The sequence below is a fragment of the Paenibacillus sp. V4I5 genome (assembly GCF_030817255.1).
Classification (GTDB): domain Bacteria; phylum Bacillota; class Bacilli; order Paenibacillales; family NBRC-103111; genus Paenibacillus_E.
Map to the genome: position 1 here is coordinate 7,889,943 of NZ_JAUSZB010000002.1, position 17,813 is coordinate 7,907,755.

The 17,813-nt window shown below is 45.6% G+C and carries 16 protein-coding genes; 15 read left to right on the top strand and 1 reads right to left on the bottom strand.

The window, feature by feature from the left end; all coding sequences use genetic code 11:
• Positions 1 to 167 precede the first annotated feature (167 nt).
• The 15 genes from QFZ78_RS37320 (at position 168) to QFZ78_RS37390 (ending at position 16,347) form a co-directional block, all read left to right on the top strand.
• Entirely contained in the window at positions 168 to 668 is a 501-nt protein-coding gene (locus tag QFZ78_RS37320) for a YpuI family protein (protein WP_307555064.1), read from the top strand.
• A gap of 77 nt (positions 669 to 745) precedes the next feature.
• Complete coding sequence (locus QFZ78_RS37325) at positions 746 to 1,840, top strand: glycoside hydrolase family 15 protein (protein ID WP_307555066.1); 1,095 nt, start codon at positions 746 to 748, stop codon at positions 1,838 to 1,840.
• A gap of 47 nt (positions 1,841 to 1,887) precedes the next feature.
• Positions 1,888 to 2,103 (top strand): DUF1540 domain-containing protein, encoded by a 216-nt coding sequence (locus QFZ78_RS37330; RefSeq protein ID WP_171688477.1) that lies wholly within the window; start codon positions 1,888 to 1,890, stop codon positions 2,101 to 2,103.
• 21 nt (positions 2,104 to 2,124) lie between these two features.
• Positions 2,125 to 2,544, top strand: a complete 420-nt coding sequence (locus QFZ78_RS37335) for a hypothetical protein (RefSeq protein WP_307555070.1) — start codon at positions 2,125 to 2,127, stop codon at positions 2,542 to 2,544.
• A 335-nt stretch (positions 2,545 to 2,879) separates the two neighbouring features.
• Positions 2,880 to 4,172, top strand: coding sequence for a hemolysin family protein (locus tag QFZ78_RS37340; RefSeq protein ID WP_307556100.1), 1,293 nt, complete (start codon positions 2,880 to 2,882; stop codon positions 4,170 to 4,172).
• 127 nt (positions 4,173 to 4,299) lie between these two features.
• Complete coding sequence (locus QFZ78_RS37345) at positions 4,300 to 5,007, top strand: lytic transglycosylase domain-containing protein (RefSeq protein WP_307555072.1); 708 nt, start codon at positions 4,300 to 4,302, stop codon at positions 5,005 to 5,007.
• 162 nt (positions 5,008 to 5,169) lie between these two features.
• Complete coding sequence (locus tag QFZ78_RS37350) at positions 5,170 to 6,348, top strand: cysteine desulfurase family protein (protein ID WP_307555074.1); 1,179 nt, start codon at positions 5,170 to 5,172, stop codon at positions 6,346 to 6,348.
• Entirely contained in the window at positions 6,345 to 7,547 is a 1,203-nt protein-coding gene (thiI, locus tag QFZ78_RS37355; RefSeq protein WP_307555077.1) for a tRNA uracil 4-sulfurtransferase ThiI, read from the top strand. Before QFZ78_RS37350 ends, thiI begins: the two co-directional genes overlap by 4 nt.
• 104 nt (positions 7,548 to 7,651) lie before the next feature.
• Positions 7,652 to 8,332, top strand: a complete 681-nt coding sequence (locus QFZ78_RS37360) for a TerC family protein (RefSeq protein WP_307555079.1) — start codon at positions 7,652 to 7,654, stop codon at positions 8,330 to 8,332.
• 130 nt (positions 8,333 to 8,462) lie between these two features.
• The gene (locus QFZ78_RS37365; protein WP_307555081.1) at positions 8,463 to 10,886 is read left to right on the top strand and encodes a hypothetical protein; all 2,424 of its coding nucleotides are present in this window, start codon (positions 8,463 to 8,465) and stop codon (positions 10,884 to 10,886) included.
• Complete coding sequence (locus QFZ78_RS37370; RefSeq protein WP_307555083.1) at positions 10,883 to 11,836, top strand: ABC transporter ATP-binding protein; 954 nt, start codon at positions 10,883 to 10,885, stop codon at positions 11,834 to 11,836. The genes QFZ78_RS37365 and QFZ78_RS37370 overlap by 4 nt, the downstream gene beginning before the upstream one ends.
• Positions 11,811 to 12,644, top strand: a complete 834-nt coding sequence (locus tag QFZ78_RS37375; protein WP_307555085.1) for an ABC transporter permease — start codon at positions 11,811 to 11,813, stop codon at positions 12,642 to 12,644. Before QFZ78_RS37370 ends, QFZ78_RS37375 begins: the two co-directional genes overlap by 26 nt.
• 74 nt (positions 12,645 to 12,718) lie before the next feature.
• Positions 12,719 to 14,416, top strand: coding sequence for a coiled-coil domain-containing protein (locus QFZ78_RS37380; protein WP_307555087.1), 1,698 nt, complete (start codon positions 12,719 to 12,721; stop codon positions 14,414 to 14,416).
• Positions 14,417 to 14,449: 33 nt separating this feature from the next.
• Positions 14,450 to 15,439 carry an AAA family ATPase gene (locus QFZ78_RS37385; RefSeq protein ID WP_307555089.1) on the top strand — a complete coding sequence of 330 codons (990 nt, stop codon included), beginning with the start codon at positions 14,450 to 14,452 and terminating at the stop codon, positions 15,437 to 15,439.
• Complete coding sequence (locus QFZ78_RS37390) at positions 15,436 to 16,347, top strand: DUF58 domain-containing protein (protein WP_307555091.1); 912 nt, start codon at positions 15,436 to 15,438, stop codon at positions 16,345 to 16,347. The genes QFZ78_RS37385 and QFZ78_RS37390 overlap by 4 nt, the downstream gene beginning before the upstream one ends.
• Positions 16,348 to 16,408: 61 nt before the next feature.
• On the opposite strand, the gene QFZ78_RS37395 is transcribed toward QFZ78_RS37390, so the two are convergent.
• Entirely contained in the window at positions 16,409 to 17,725 is a 1,317-nt protein-coding gene (locus tag QFZ78_RS37395) for an MFS transporter (protein WP_307555093.1), read from the bottom strand.
• Between the last annotated feature and the right edge of the window lie 88 nt (positions 17,726 to 17,813).

Genomic DNA, 17,813 nt, shown 5'->3' on the forward strand with positions numbered 1-17,813 from the left:
GGCCCTCCTTTTTTACTAACTTGTTTTCAAATGACGAAATGATTTACCTTTGACTAGGGTGAGGCGCGGAGGATTGTTTTATACATGGAAACTGGAGTTTTGCATATACCACTTCGGGTTAATTTATGGTAGGATAGGAATAGCGCAATTATAGGAGGTCTTCATAAATGGCTGTTTTTAATGTGAAAAATATTTGTGATTCAACGCGTACGAAGTTAAAAGAAACAACTGCTAAAATGGAGCTGTTTCTGAATCAAAATTCGCTCGCACAGTTAAATGTGGAGAATGATCCTGCTATGGATGAGTTTTACCGCGGTTATTTGCAGGATACTCGCCATCTATTAGTATTTTGTGAAGTGGCTTATGAGAAATTAGGCGTTAGCTTGAGACGTCCTACTTTTAATGTGGATTTTTCGGAAAAAGTACTGTATGAGGTTTATCATACATGCGTCAATACATTTTTCTACCCTAAAAATGAATGCTATTCCGAAGATGGTCGCTACGCTTATACTGGACAAGATGCTATTCGTTTCCGCAAAAAGCCATCGCGCGAAGTGCGTGATTTGACGATTGAGCTGTCCAAAGTATTCGAAGAACTTCGTGAAGATCTGGCTTACTATGAAACAGACTACATCACTCAACGTCGTATGCAAGGCGAAAAAGTATAATTTTAATCGATTTTGCAAAATACAAAAGGGATGCGACTAAAAGCGCATCCTTTTTCTTTTAAAAGGAGACTTGGTGCATGGAGCGTGAACAATTAATCAAAAGCAGTATCTCGATAATTAAGCTGAATCAGCATCCAAGCGGGGGTTATGTAGCTTCACCGTTATTCCCACCTTACTCTTACAGTTGGCTCAGAGATGGGACTTTTATCGCGAATGCGATGGATCGCTCGATGGAAACCGAAAGTGCTGAGCTTTTTTATCGCTGGGTGCATCTTGTTTTGAAGGACAAGCGTCCGCGTGTGGATGCATTAATTCGTAAACAGGAAGCCAAAGAATGGATAGACCGCTCCGAATTTTTTGGGACACGTTATCATTTGGATGGCCGTGATGATTTATCAGAGTGGGGACATTTTCAACTGGATGGTTATGGAGCGTGGCTGTGGGGTCTTACGGAACATATTCGTATAACAGGTCATTCCGCACTATTGTATGAATTGCGTGAGAGTATTGAGATTACCGTTGATTATTTGATGACGTTCTGGCATTTTCCGAATTTCGATTGTTGGGAAGAGTTTCCAGATTATGTTCACCCGGCAACATTAGCTTGTGTATATGGCGGTTTAAAGGCACTTGGTGAGCTGGAGAATCGTGCTCCATTACTTGAGAAAGCGGCGTTGATTAAAAAGTTTATCATGGATCACGCAGTCTATGAGGGGCGTTTCGTTAAATCCATTCATTGCTTGGGAGAAGTATGGCAGCCGGCTTTAAATGGTGTAGATGCAAGTCTGTTGTGGCTTGCTGTTCCTTTCGGAGTCTGTGAGGTTAATGATCCTGTTATGTTGAAGACGGTACAAGCAATTGAAGCTGACCTAAAGCATGAAGGCATCCAAAGATATGTCGATGACCGTTACTATGGGGGCGGAGAATGGCTGCTGCTAACGGCATGGTATGGATGGTACCAGGCAGAGCTTGGTAATCGTGAAGAGGCTCAGCGATGCTTAGATTGGGTCATGAGTAAAGCAGATAAGCTGGGTCGATTACCGGAACAAGTGGCTGAAAGTCTTAGAGATCCCTCATCGCACCCGGAATGGATTGCCAAATGGGGAGAGCCAGCGCTGCCATTGCTTTGGTCTCAAGCGATGTTCTTGGTGCTATCTGACAGCTTAAAATAAGCATAGATCACCCTGACAGCGGGCAAATTGTTAAAGGGGTGATGATTATGCCGGATGTAAAATGTGCAGTTGCCAATTGCGAATACTGGGCGCAAGGCAACAACTGTAGTGCAGGAACGATTATGATTGAAGTCGATCAGCATGCTGCCGCCAATTATAATGAAGAGTTTGCAGGGGAATCATTTGATACGGATCATCAAGATGCAGCAAACAAAGTCGCTAATACTTGCTGCCACACTTTCAAAGCTAAGAAAAAACATTAAGGTGCGTAACATGGAGGCAGCATGAATAAAGACGATGTCCCTCTGGATCATGCCACCAAGGAGCGGTACCAAAAGGATCAGCTCCGTATTGAGAGCGGATTGAACCATAAGGAAGAATACGCAGCCGAGATTGTCGTACCTACACGAAGAATCAACTATGCCGAGCCGTATAAGGCTAAACCAGAGACTCACTCTGATGTGTCAGATGAAGAGATAGGGGAATTGGTTGAGGCAGTTACGCGTAACAAAGCTGTAGGTTATGTTGCACTATTCGTTGCATTGGCTTCTCTTTTTGTATGGCCAGTGCTATTGGGTGTTTCGGGTATTGTGCTTGGCGTTATTGCGTTTCTTATGGGGAATAAAAGACTAGGGTCTTGGTCAGTCGCGCTTGGTTTTATTGCCGTCGCCGCCTATTTTTTGTTAGTACCCTATTTTGCTTGACTGATTAAAAGCAAGCCGAGAGATCGGCTTGTTTTTATTTTTTTTATGAAAAAAACGCGTAAATTCGCGTTTCAGAGGGATAAATAGCAGGTAGAGACTCATTAAGCCACCGTTTTAATGTGTATACTCCCGTTTGCTCGTACTATTTGGCTTCAGGAGTCATATTCGCACCTTTGAATGATTACAGTATTATTATATAATGAAAAGTGATATTTAAATTAAATCGAAATAAAGGGAGGTGTACCTATTCTCCTTGGTGCAGTAATCGCGCTTGATAGGGGATAGGTAAGGTATTGGAAGATCCTTTGCCCGGAACGTTAATCAGTTTTCTGTTAATGTTTGGACTGGTGTTATTAAATGGTTTTTTTGTCGCAGCTGAATTCGCGATGGTCAAGGTAAGAGGTAGTCGCATTGATTCTCTTGTTGGTGAAGGCCGACGCAATGCAAAATTTGCACAAGGAATTATGAATAATCTCGACGCCTACTTAGGAGCTTGTCAGCTCGGGATTACACTTACTTCGTTGGGACTTGGTTATGTCGGGGAGCCGACGTTCGCCAGAATTCTGGAGCCATTATTTGCTCCGCTGAATTTGCCAGATACGGTGTTCCACACGATTACCTTCATTATTGCTTTCTCCTTAATGACCACATTGCATATTACATTAGGCGAACAGTTCCCTAAGACGTATGCGATTCGTAAAGCTGAACAAATAACTCTGCTATCTGCAGGGCCCATGGTATTTTTCTACAAAGTGATGTATCCGTTTATTTGGTTATTGAATGGTATATCGAACTGGATGTTACGACGTGCAGGAATCGAGCCTGCAACTGAACATGAATCGGCGCATACGGAGGACGAGATTCGTGTCCTTATGAAAGAAAGTCACAAAAACGGACTTATAGATAATACAGAGCTTACGCTTGTTGATAATATATTTGGATTTGCAGAGACGACTGCCAGGGAAATTATGATCCCAAGAACAGAAATGGAATGTTTGTATGCCGGACTTACCTATTCTGAGAATCTTGCGATTGCCATTAAAGAAATGCGTACGCGCTACCCGGTATGTGATCCGGACAAAGACAATATTATTGGCTTCGTCCACATCAAGGATTTACTCAAGCCGGATGCGAACCTGAAAGGGATCAAGAAGATTATCCGACCGATAACGACAGTTCCAGATTCGATTCTTATCAGTGATTTGTTAAAAATGATGCAGAAAAGGAAAAGCCAGATGGCATTGCTCATTGATGAGTACGGTGGAACATCAGGTCTTGTGACACTGGAAGACATTATGGAAGAAATTGTTGGAGAAATTCAAGATGAGTTCGATGAAGAGCGTCCTACAATTGAAATCAAGGATGAAAACACCTATTCCATTGATGGATTGCTGCTAATTGATGAAGTGAATGAATATTTCGGACTTGAAATTGAGTCGGATGATTATGATACAATCGGCGGATGGATTTACTCGAAAACGGAGATACCGCCAAGCAAGAACCAGCAGGTCAGTTACAACGATGAGTTCATATTTATTGTTGAAGAGACAGATCATCTACGGATTTCTCGTGTCATGGTAAGAAAATTGTCGGATGAGAATGAGTTACTGCAGCAAAACATTTCTTGAGATGGAAGAGAGACTGTCAAATGACGGTCTCTTTTTTAATGATTCCTTATAAATTGGGGATGGTCGTCAGGGCACAAAACGTGTACAATGAAGACAACGATGAATGGATAGAAACGAGGTCTGACGGATGAACAGCACGAACAGCATTGATCCTAGAGTAATGAAAGAATTGCTCCAGCTTCAGTTGATGGGTAAAATGAGTTTGCTATCCGGTGAAACCGCGACATCAAGTACGGATGATTCAGGCGATTTTAGTGCGCTGCTCGACACGATTATGGGACAATCTGGTGGAACTAGCGTTACAAACCAAGACACTTTATCTTCCATGCTAGGTAACTCGACTAACAGTATGCCAAGTTCTTTGGGGGCTTTGAATAGGGCTTATACACCCATACAAACCGTGAGTAAAGCATCCTCGGTCTCGCAGTATGACGGTCTTATCCAAGAGGCAAGTCATAAATACGGTGTGGATACCTCGCTAGTCAAGGCGGTCATTCAGCAAGAATCAGAATTCAATCACCAGGCCGTATCGCCGGCAGGTGCCAAAGGTTTGATGCAGCTGATGGATGGGACAGGCAGAGGCTTCGGTGTAACGAACCCATTTGATCCTAAGCAAAATGTCGATGCAGGTACTCATTTCCTTAGCAACTTAATTAAGAAGTACAACGGAAATGAAGGGGTTGCTCTTGCAGCTTACAATGCCGGGCCTGGACGTGTTGACCGATTAGGCATCAAGACCGATCAGGATCTGGCTAACAAGCTCCATTTACTGCCAAGGGAAACGCAAGGCTACATCTCTAAAGTGATGGGTCACAGGCAGAATTTTTCATTATAATCATTAGCTAACAAGCTGATTTCCGAATGTTTAAGCGGAGGTCGGCTTTTTGTGTTACCCGAGGATGCTTGAGTTATGCCCTGTTTTAAGCTTTAATGATGAAAGGAATTTAATTTGATTGTGCGCGGCAGCAAGAGCGTGATAAAGGGGAATCAGCAAAAAATGCTATATTTGGACTACGCGGCGACAACGCCACTTTATAAAGAAGTCATTGATACGATAGCCGAAGTGATGAAGGAACATTATGGAAATCCATCATCGATTCATCGATTAGGGATACAAGCGGAGAAGCTCCTAAACAGCTCCAAAGAGGTGATTGCCGGAGCATTAGGTGTGCTGCCTGCTGAAATTATATGTACGTCCGGCGGGACGGAAAGTAATAATTTGGCGATTAAAGGTGCCGTTTACAGCTATCAAAACCGCGGCAAGCATCTCATTACAACGCAAATCGAACACGCTTCGGTGAAGGAAGTTTTTCTTGAACTGGAGCGTGAGGGTTTTCGAGTTACTTATTTACCTGTGAATAGTAAGGGGTGTGTTGAGCTAGAGACCCTTCAAGAAGCAATAACAGAGGATACCATTCTTGTTAGTGTGATGTATGTCAATAATGAAGTAGGTACGATTCAGCCTATCCAAGAAATTGGCCAATGGTTAGCTCAATATCCAAAGGTGCTATTTCATGTTGATGCCGTTCAAGGCATTGCAAAGCTTCCTTTTCACCCTAAAGAGTGGGGCGTAGACTTATGCAGTGCATCTGCTCATAAATTCAGAGGTCCTAAGGGAGTTGGGTTTCTATACCGCAGAGAGGGTGTGCAGCTCAAGCCTTTGCTTGTAGGGGGCGGTCAAGAATATGGCATTCGCTCCGGTACGGAAAATGTTCCACTTATTGTAGGAATGGCCAAAGCGCTCCGACTTTCCGTAGAGAACCTTACAGCGAAAACAGAGCATATGTATCGGTTAAGACGTATGATTGTGGATGGTATCTCATCAATCCCTGAGCTCACCCTTACAGGATCCGAGCAGCAAGAGGAGATGGCTCCCCATATTGTTCACTTTGCCTTCGCGGGTATGAAGGCTGAGGTTGTTGTTCATGCTCTCGAACAGAGGCAAATATACATTTCTACGAAATCAGCCTGTGCTTCAGAGGAATCAGATCCAAGCACGGTGATGCTAGCTTTAGGCTGTAGTCGAGAAAGAGCTGTCAGTGGACTTAGAGTTAGCTTCTCTGACGAACAGCAAGAAAAAGAGATAGAGTTATTGGTTTTCGCATTGCGGGAGGTCGTGAAGGAACTCGCTCCCATGCTCGGCAAATCATCAGTCAGAAGGGGGAACCGTAGATGAAACCGGATTGTTTAATTTTGCGTTTTGGCGAGATGATGCTCAAAGGAAAAAATCGTAAGCGTTTTGAACGAAGCGTCATGACTCAAATTCGTAAAGTTTTAGGCCCATTTCCTGATTTAAGGTATATTCCCGAGTTTGGACGCGTATATGTGGAGCTAGGGGGAGCAGCTCATGAACAAGCTTCAGCAGCTTTGCAGCGCGTTTTTGGACTTGCGTCGTTCAGTCCTGCCTATCATGCTCCTATGGAGGTCGAAGCCATTCAAGAGATGGCGCTGCGCATGATGCAGGCATTGCCGAAACAACCAGCAACCTTTAAAGTGACCGTTCGCAGAGTGAACAAATCATTTCCATTTGATTCACAGCGAATGAATTATTTGGTTGGAGGCTATGTACTCCAAGCATCACCGGGTCTTCAAGTGGATGTTCATAATCCTGAGGTTGAGCTGCGGGTGGAGATTCGCGAAGAACAAGTACTCATGTATGTAGAGGTTATTGAGGGGGCAGGAGGATTCCCGTCTGGAACGAGTGGAAAAGCGCTGCTGATGCTATCTGGGGGTATTGATAGTCCGGTTGCCGGCTGGTTAGCGATGCGTAAGGGACTTTCCATCGAAGCCATTCACTTTCATAGTTATCCGTACACCAGCGAGCGTGCAAAGGATAAAGTGATTGAACTGGCACACCAGTTGTCTGCTTATACAGATTCCTTGAAGCTTCATTTAGTTCCATTTACGGAAGTACAGACATCTATCCACCGTGAGTATCAAGATAATTTATTAGTAACGCTTATACGGAGAGCGATGTATCGCATTGCCGAACAGATTGCAGACCGAGAAGGTCTAAGTGCGTTAGTGACTGGTGAAAGCTTAGGACAGGTGGCTAGTCAAACGTTGCCGAGCCTAAACGTCATAGGGCGCGTTGTAACGCTGCCGCTTTTACAGCCGCTCATGATGATGGACAAGCAAGAGATTATTCGAATAGCTGAATCGATCAGCACTTTCCCGATCTCGATTTTGCCTTATGAGGATTGCTGTTCCTTATTTCTTCCTCCATCTCCAAGTACCAATCCTAACCTGCGTATGGTTGAGAAAATCGAGAACAGCATGGACTTCTTACCTGAATTAATTGAGAAAGCTGTTTTACAAACAGAAACGATTGAAATTGTTCATGGACAAATGAAGAAGGTGTCGGACTTAATATAGGGATCTTTGAGTGTAGCTCAAAGTCTCTCCGCTTCTAACTTATTCGCCGCTATGATCGCAGATATCGTCACCTGCTTGCCATGCATCTTGGGAGGTTGTAAAGCATGATTGATGCGCTCATTTTGTTTTTACAAATTATGTTGATCAATATTGTGCTTAGCGGTGATAATGCCGTTGTCATTGCATTGGCGAGCAAAAATTTGCCGCTTGCCCAGCGTAAGCTTGCAATATGGTGGGGAGCTTTCGGGGCAATTGCCTTGCGGTTGATCTTGACTTTAGTTGCTGTAAGTCTGCTCGATATCCCATATATTCAAGCCGTGGGGTCCCTTCTGCTGTTCTGGATTGCAATAAAACTTCTTACGGATGATGACAGTCATTCAAATGTGAAAGAAGCCTCGACGCTTGGTAAAGCGATATGGACGATTGTTGTAGCGGATTTCGTTATGAGTTTGGATAATGTTCTTGCGATTGCAGCTAAAGGGAATGGGAACAATACAGTCATCATTCTCGGTATAGGGCTCAGTATCCCCATCATTATATGGGGAAGTACGCTAGTGATGGAACTGCTGCAGAAATTTCCGATTCTCGTATTTATGGGTGCAGGCATTCTCGGATATACAGCGGGAGAAATGTTTGTTAAAGATGAGAAAATGATTGATTGGCTGCTGCATGATTATGAAATGCTGCATGTATGGATCCCTATTGTAGCGGCTTCGCTTGTTATTACGATTGGCTTAACCTTCAAATGGGTACGATTGCTGCAATTCAAGGCAAGAAATGAATAGACGATATGGAAAACCGCCAAGCTGAAGTAATCAGCGAAGCGGTTTGTTTTTTTATGTTAGAATTTGAAACTTTCTTCCAATTCTGTCGTCTAGTTATGAAGTAGGTTATGAATAGAAGGGAGTTCACAGCGTGAAATTGAGTTCGTTTAAGACACGTACATTTCGTCTCACTTGTTTTCTAGTGTGTTCGATCCTTGCTTTATGTTTCCAAGCTTTTGTTCCATTTTCCGGCGTAGTTCGTGCAGATGAAGCGATGATTGAGATTCAATCGGAAGTTGGATTCGGAGCTTCAAATGTCAAACAGGGGCGTTGGACGCCTGTTACAATGACACTGCATAATCAAGGAGAAGATTTATCCGGCGATCTCGTGATACAGGTAGCCAATCCGAATCGGAGTAAGGATTTTAGCTATGTACAGCATATCGAGCTTCCAAAAGGCAGCACGAAAATGGTAACCATGCTCATACCTGGTTACGCGTATACAAAAAGCAATAATACAATTGCCTTTTATGAAAAATCACTAAAAAACGGAAAGAAAAAAACGTTAGATGGCAAAACCTATCTGGAAGCCTTCCATTTACCTAAAGAGACTTTGCAGGTTGGCGTTCTAGCCAGAGATATAGATACACTGAACTTCCTTTCGCTGCTCGGCCAGTCGGGCAAGAAGCTCAATCTTCTTCATCTCAAACAAGCAGATATTCCGCGTGAAGCTTTGGGTTTAGATGGATTAGATGTTCTTGCCTTGAACGATTTTGCCTCGGATACACTGACTGGGGAGCAAGTACAAGCCATCCTGCAATGGACAAAAAGGGGTGGTACCCTTCTGTTAGCTGGCGGTGCTGGCTATCCGAAGACTGCTGCACCTTTCGTAGAAGCTTCTCCTGTGACATATCAAGGTACAACGACAGTGAAAGAGCTTACTGAGCTCGCGAAGTTGGGGGAGAAGGAGCTGATCCTCACACAGCCGTTTACGCTTTCACAAGCAAATCTTGTTAAAGGAGCAGAATCGGTTGTTACTGAAGGAGCGTTTCCTATATATGCGAGAGGTGCGTATGGGAGCGGGTTCGTGACCTACGTGGCGTATGATTTATCTCTAAATCCACTTGCCTCATGGAACGGGAATGCTAGATTATGGGAGCAAATGCTGTCTGGACCATTAGAAACTGCGAATGCCTCTAATATAAATCAAAAGTACGGCAATGATCCCTACTATGAGTTGGACCGGGCATTAGAATACTTCCCATCCTTGCAGCCGCCTAAATTGGCTATTCTGGCATTGGTTTTACTGCTTTATGCGATTGTTGTTGGACCTTTACTCTATATGATTTTACGTCGGCTAGATCGAAGGGAATGGGCTTGGTTCGTCATTCCAATTGCTGCTATCGTGACAAGTATCGGAATCTTTCAATTTGGGGCGTCCAATCGTGGGAGTACAATGGCTCAAACGTTTAATACGATTACATTAAATGGCTCTGGCACAGGGATAAAGCAGTCCACGTTGTCTGTATTTTTACCTAAGGGGGGCAGCATGGAGTTTAAATTCCCTGGAAAAGCAGCCGTATCTCCTTATATGCAAGGAGAAGTGTATCCTAGCTTACAGCTTCATGATCGAAGTGAACTCATTATTAGACAAGAGCAGGAAGCATCAATCGTAGAATTACAGGATATTCCTTACTCTTCGATCAGCAAATTGGCAATGGACGATGAGCAGCAAGTTCAGTTAGGGATGCTTGACTACAATATTTCGGAGTTATCTGCCAAAGGAGCAAAAGGGCAAATAACGAACAATACGAAAAAGGATTTGACAGATGTAGCCGTGCTGGTGAATCAATCGTTTATCAAAATCGGTTCCGTAAAGGCCGGAGCTTCAGCCAGCTTTGATACGGCGAATGGTTTGGCAATCTCCAACGGTCCCGATGTTGCGCAGCTTGCTTATCCACATCCTAGTACGAATAACGGGTATGATACGGGCTTGCATCAGCGTTCCATGTTAAGTGCGTATTTACATCGCAAGTCCACGTTTTCGGGAGGGTTTGATCCGATGATTATCGGGTGGTTAATGGAACAGACTTCCTTAAACCTACCTTCAAACGGCAGTATACCTGCTGAGCAGTTAACGCTTATAGCCCAGGACATGAAGATTGATTATGTGACACCTGACGGTAAAATAATAATTCCAAGCACGACGATGGTACCTGAATTGATCGATAATCATTTGAAAATGAGCGCCATTCAAATCCAAAATGGTCCTTTCATGGAAATGGGCAGCGGAGATGTTACGCTCAATTATCAATTGCCTTTCATTGCGGGTGCCAGTTATCAAACGATGGAAATGACGGGCGATCCCAATCCCGATGTAACCTTGGATTTATGGAATTCACAGTCCAAGGCCTGGGAGCCATTCACCTTAAAATCATTCCAATCCTGGGAGGGAGACAAACTGCAGCCATACTTGCTAGAGGGGAAATCGATTCGCATGAAAGTAACCACGGTACAAAATCATACCATGTTCCGAATTCCTGCAGTTTCTCTGGAAGGATCGGTGAAACGATGATTACGACTACGGAACTAACGAAGAAATACGGTAACTTCACGGCTCTTGATTCTTTGACCATGCAAATCGATAAAGGAACCGTATTTGGTTTTGTAGGCCCTAATGGGGCGGGTAAGTCGACAACGATGTCCATTCTTGCGACTCTTTTAAACCCGACATCGGGTACAGCCAAGGTTGGTGGATATGATGTTACGGAGAAGCCGAAAGAGGTTCGAAAGCTGATTGGGTATATGCCGGATTTTTTTGGCGTGTATGACAATTTCAAAGCTACAGAGTATTTGGATTTCTATGGCGCAAGTTATGGTATTCCTAGATCCGAACGATTGAAGCTGATTCCGCAGCTCCTTGACCTTGTCAATTTATCGGAAAAAGCAGACTTCTATGTGGATTCATTGTCTAGAGGTATGAAACAGCGTCTATGCTTAGCTAGATGCTTGGTGCATGAGCCGGAGGTGCTGATTCTCGATGAACCGGCCTCAGGACTTGATCCTAGAGCTCGAATCGAAATGAGAGAAATACTTAAAGAGCTCAAAGCGATGGGTAAAACCATCATTATATCATCACATATTTTGCCGGAGTTGGCTGAAATGGTTGATGAAATCGGTGTTATCGAATATGGGAAGCTTATCGCAAAAGGGAAAGTATCAGAGATTCAAAGCAGGATGAAAGCCAATCGTGTACTTCAAGTACGTATGGTGAATAGGACGGAAGAAGCATTGGCCTACCTTGAACAACAGCCTCATGTCACTATGGTGTTTAACGACGAGAAAGGTTTGCACGTTCACTTTGGCGGGACGGACGAGGACCAGTCTCTGTTACTTGTACGATTGGTTGAAAAAGGCTTTCCTCTGCTTTCGTTTAGTGAAGCTTTGACGAATTTGGAAGATGTCTTCCTGGAAATAACGAAAGGAGGCGGAGCGCACGATGAACAGCAAGTTAATTTGGATTAATCCTGTCATGGAAAAAGAATTTCGCTTGCGCATGCGGACGATTCGATCTCCGATCTCAATTCTGGTTTATCTGATAGCCATTGGCCTGTTTGCCCTTGGATTTGCTTATATAAACATGAGTAACCAGCAGGCAGGGGTGCTTAATGCAGCGAGAAGCAGTGAACTATTTTACTTTCTAAGCGGAGCGCAGCTTGTCTTGATCGCTTTTATGACGCCTGGTTTAACAGCTGGGGTTGTAAGCGGAGAACGTGAAAAACAGACATTAAACATGCTGCTTACGACACAGCAGAGTTCGGGGACGATTATTCTCAGTAAGCTGTTTGCTTCCCTTAGTTTCATGTTGCTGACGGTAGTGGCTACGATGCCATTGTACAGTATTGTTTTCTTATATGGGGGCGTCTCTCCAAAACAAGTTCTCTCTGTATTTGTTTTTTATGTATTTGTTATGCTTCTCTTTGGTGCTGTTGGGATTTTCTTCTCTACAATTCTAAAGAAGACGGTTATCTCTGTGATAGCGACCTATGGTTTTGTACTTTTTGTTTTTGGGTTTACAGCTCTTGCTGGCCTTTTCTTCGGTAATCTAGGAAGGCAAGGGATGAATGAGGAAATACTTGGTTATTTCCTGAGTTTTAACCCGATGGCTGTCCTGGCAAGTTTGATGGTTCCTGATTTTGCCAAGGAATTGTTTAAAGGGCATAAGCTGCTGCAAATGTGGCATATTTTCGTTGGCAGCTACACGGTTCTCCTGATTTTCCTAATCTGGCTTAGTGTGAGGTATTTAAGGCCGATTATGAAACGGAAGAAATAGGATTTGATAAGAATGAAATGATGAAGAAATGCATTGAAAATGATCTGATCTGATCAGAGAGGAGCTGTCAGCACTTGAAATTTGCAACATTAGATATGCTGCTAAAGCCTGTACGAATGCGGTTGTTAAAAGCAAAGGGACTGGACTATTTCATTCGTAGTTTGACAATGGGTATAGAGCTTGCTTGCATGTGGATGGTGTGTGGACGCCTCTTCCTGATTAGTGGGTATCGTTATGGCGCATTGCTCAGCTTGGTAGCAATCATTGGGATTGGGATCATTTGGTTGTTGTTTCGTCGACCTACTGATGTAGATGCGGCAAGACTGCTTGATCAGCATGGGTTGGAAGATCGGATATTAACAGCTCTCATTCATCAGGATCAAACTTCATTGGTAGCTTCTCTTCAAAGGCAGGATGCCCTTGAGAAAGGGAATCTTTTTGTAGAGGAAAAGTTAAGTAAGGTTGTTTCCATGAGGGTTCCGAGAAATAGATGGTTGCCCGGAGCCTGCGCGTTGTTTGTACTGGTTTTGCTGTTCCTTCTGACTAATCCTAAAGATGCGATTCTACGTGATGCGGTAAAAGATAAAGCCTGGGTAGAAGCGCAGAAAAAACAGGTGAATGAACTTGTTAAGCAATTGGCAGCGAAGCCGTCTCCACTCCCAGTCATAAAGCAGATGACAGAGGATCTAAAAGAGCTGGAGCGTAGATTAAGTCAAACGCCAACTTCAGCCAAGGCTTTGGATGAACTGGAAAAATCATTGAAGAAGATGGAAACGAGTATTGGGCATATGGAGAAACAAAAACAACGCTCGGAGCAATGGGCGGAGTCGATGCAGCGAACGGAAGCGCTTCGTGAATTAGGCAAAGCGCTCCAACAGCAGAGCGCGGAGAGTATTCAGCGCGAGGCAGCGAAGCTTGGCGAGCAGGTGCAGAAGATGACACCGCAGCAGAAACAGCAGCTCGCAAGTGATCTGGAGCGCCTCGCGGCCTCCGCTGCGGCCGCGTCGCCAGAAGACGAGCAGCAGCTTCGCGAGCAGCTCCAACAGGCCGCCAGCGCGTTGCGAAGCGGCGAAGACGCTGGTGCTGCGCTGGCCAAGCTGCAAGCCGGGCTAGCTGCCGCGAGCAACGCGCAGCAAGCTTTAGCGCAGCAGCAGGCGCAGGCTGCTGAGGCCGCGGCTAGCCTCGCCGCGGGTGCGCTGCCGCATGCGCGCGAGCTTGCTGCGAGCGGCGCGCAGCCCGGGCAAGCTTGGGCGCCCGGCGGCCGAGCGGAGCAGCTTGCCGCGGCTGGCGCTGCTGCGCCGAGCACGTCGCCAGCTGCGGGCAGTGCGGGCAGTGCAGGAACTGGAGGCGCAGGCGCGGGTGCGGGTAGCGGAGGTACAGGGAGTGCAGGAGCAGGCGGCGCGGGCGCTGGTGCAAGTGGTAATGGCAACGGCAACGGCAACGGCAGCCCCGGTGGTGGTGCGGGCGGTGGCAGTGGAACAGGCGGCACGCAGGGCGGCACCGGAGCGGGCTCGCGAGGGCTCGTGGCGACACCGCGCGAGCGCTCAGGCACCGGCGGCACGTACGTCGACGGCGGGCCAACGCGTGGCAGTGGCGGAGAAGTGAGCCAAGGCGGCTCAGCACCGGCGTTGGATGGAGCGTCTCGGCCGTATGAAGATGTTTATGCTGATTACGCGGCAGAGGCTTCCAGTGCATTGAATCGTTCCGAACTTCCACAGCATATGCAAAATTTAGTAAGAGACTATTTCCTTGAAATTCAACCACAGCGTTAAGAGGAATGAACGATGAAGGGGGAGCAGTAATAGATGGTCGATTCGAAAGAAAAATTAGATGCGTGGGGATCAGCAGTCACCCAGATGAAGGAACAGATCGGTCGTGTCATCGTTGGCCAGCAAGAGGTTGTGGAACAGTTGCTATGGTGCATAATGGCAGGAGGACATGCTCTCATTGAAGGAATTCCCGGTCTCGGCAAAACGATGCTCATAAAAACGATCGCAGATACCGTAGACCTTAGCTTTACACGTATTCAATTTACGCCTGATTTGATGCCGGCCGATATTACGGGGACGAATGTCATTCAGTTTGGTACGAAAGGCGAGACGTCCTATAAATTTCAAAAAGGTCCTCTATTCGGCCATGTTGTGCTCGCTGATGAGATTAATCGCGCAACACCGAAGACTCAGAGTGCCCTCCTTGAAGCAATGCAGGAGAAAACAGTTACCGTTGGTTCAGAAACCTACCAGCTGCCTTCTCCTTTTTTCGTCTTAGCTACGCAAAATCCGCTAGAGCAGGAAGGTACTTATCCGCTGCCGGAAGCACAGCTTGATCGGTTTCTTCTAAAAATTAACGTAACCTATCCAACTAAAAGCGAGTTGAAAGAAATTGTCCTGCGCACAACATCAGCGAAGCAGCAGCAAGCGGAGAAAGTGGCGGATGGCGCTCTTTTACGAGATATTCAACTGGGGTTGAAAGAAATTCTTGTCGCTGAAGACATACTTGATTATGCGGTTCAACTGCTGATGAATACGCATCCTGAAGAAGCGACGGCGCCCGAAGAGGTCAAACAATATATTCGTTTTGGCTCAGGTCCCAGAGGCGTTCAGTCTATGATTGCGGTAGCGAAAGTGAGAGCTTTTCTAGCGGGTCGTTTTCATGTTTCCAAAAATGATTTGAATGTGGTAGCTGTTCCTGCCTTGCGTCATCGTCTTTTTCTGAACTTTGAAGGTCAAGCTATGGGGATTTCACCAGATAAGATCATTCAAGCAATTATCAGTTCGATGGAGAATAGACCATGAGCAGTGGAGCGAATTTACTTGACCCTACGCTTATGCGTCGGCTGGATCAAATGAGTATAGCTGCAAAAAACCGAATACGTGGGACGATGCAGGGGAAAAGGCGATCAAGGGATATGGGTACTTCCATGGAGTTTGCGGATTATCGTTTATATACGCCTGGTGATGATACACGGCAGCTAGATTGGCATGCTTTTGGTAGAACGGGTAAGCCGTTTATCAAGCTTTTTATGGATGAACAGGAGCTGCAGGTCAATTTGTGGTTAGATGCATCCAAATCGATGGATTTTGGCAGAGGAGAGGGGGAAGCCAGCCTTCGGCTCTCCAAATGGGAGTATGCAAGACAATTGGCAGCAGGAGTTGGTTATATGTCATTGAACCGTTTTGACCGTGTAAGCGCGGCTGCTTTTACAACACAGATGACCAAGCAACAGAAACGACTTCGTGGAAAAGGCAGCTCTTTAAGGCTTTTTGAATTCTTGGCTAGTTGTCAAACGGAGGGAACCGGAGATATTGGGGCTGTATTTCGAAATCCATCCATTTTACCGCGGCAAGCGGGGATGACTTGGTTATTTTCAGATTTTTTGTATGAGCAGGGCATTGAAGAATCGTTAAAATACTTGCTTGCTGCGAAGCAAGAAGTGGTTGCCGTCCAAGTCCTTGCCCCCGAGGAACTTAACCCAAACCTTACAGGGGAGTTGCGCTTAATTGACAGTGAGTCTGGAGCAGCCAGGGAAGTAGCGATGAGCAGTAAAGTGCTGCAAGCCTACAGAGAAGCTGCTTTGCAATATACGCAAACGCTAAGGGCATTTTGTTATGAACGCGGCATCACTTATCTGCTAGCCGTTACCAATGTTCCTCCAGGTGATTTTCTACTTGGTGAGCTTCGTCGCAGCGGATTGATTCGTTGACGTAATATGTTTACTCCCGTTTCAGAACTATCTTAGTCAACGTCAGATGACGATAATCATGTTAGTGCTGTGCCACCTGAACGCCTCGTCGAGCTTGCCAAAAGCACCATCCATAAATAAGGATGAAAACAAGAATAAGTACAGTCGAGTAACGGTACATCAACGCATAACTCCCGCTTAGGTTAGCGAGAGCTCCCAAAACCATCGCTCCTAACCCAATGCCGAGGTCATTGGCCGAGAAGAAGGTACCGTTGGCTGCACCGCGGCGATTCGGAGCAGCACGTGCAATGGTCCAAGCCTGCAGCGCCGGCTGCAAGGATCCGAAGCCTATGCCATAGCATATCGCTGCTGCGGCCAAACTGGCCTCTGAGTGAGCATAAGAAAGAAGCAGGAGACCAGCAAGGGTAAAGAGAGCGCCGGGCAGGAGCACCCATTCGGGTCCTTTTCGATCAAACAGCATACCGGTTATAGGTCTAACAATAAGCACCATGGAGGCATTGCATAGGAAAAACCAACCGACATTTGAAATGCCGGCTTCGTGGCCGAACAGCGTAATAAAGGTCACAATTCCTCCATAGCAAATTGCTGTACATAGCAATAAAACGGAGGGAAGCATCGCGGTTCGTTCCCATAAACGATCCATAAGCTTCGGCCTTTGAGCCGACTTTTCGTCCACATAAGATATAAGTTTTCGGTTCCCGAAAACCGCTTTCTTATTGGCGATAAAATCTACCTCTAAACGCGGTCGCTCATCTTTGGATGGCCTCGATAGAGGTTTTCTCACAGGCATCGGCTTGGTATAGGTAATAAAAAGAGAACTAAACAAAGAAAGTAGTGCTAATAGGGTCGAGATTAAAAGTACGCGGGGGAAACCATAGGTTTGCATCAACCATAGGCCTGTAAGCGGTGCGAGTGCCATGGCGAACGTGTTGGACAACCCGTAATAACCCATACCTTCTCCACGGCGCTCAGCCGGGATGATGTCGGCTATAACAGTGCCTAAGGAGGTTGTGGACATACCCCAACCGATACCATGAACAAAGCGTGCAGCAAGAATAAGCGTAACAACAGCCATATAAGAGTACCCGGCAATGGTTAGCGCACAGATCGCGAGTCCAACCAGAAGCACATGTTTTCTTCCAAACAAATCTAGTGCTCGACCAGCAAAAGGGCGGGTAAGCAGTGAAGAAATCGTGAAAATGCCAATGACGAGACCGACATGAATATCATTTCCGCCTAATTGCGACACATGTGTAGGTATTGTTGGTATGAGCATTTGAAAACTAAAGAAAAGCAGTAAGTTGGATAGAGATGTAATTAGAAAAGCTTTGGTCCAAAGCGGTTTTCTTTTCTTTTCATCGACGAATAACGATTCCATGTTACCTCCCAAGTTATCCATAAGCAAACCTGTTTGACAGGGGGAATACGGGTTGCACGCGTAGTAGTATGCCCATGCTAAGGAATTT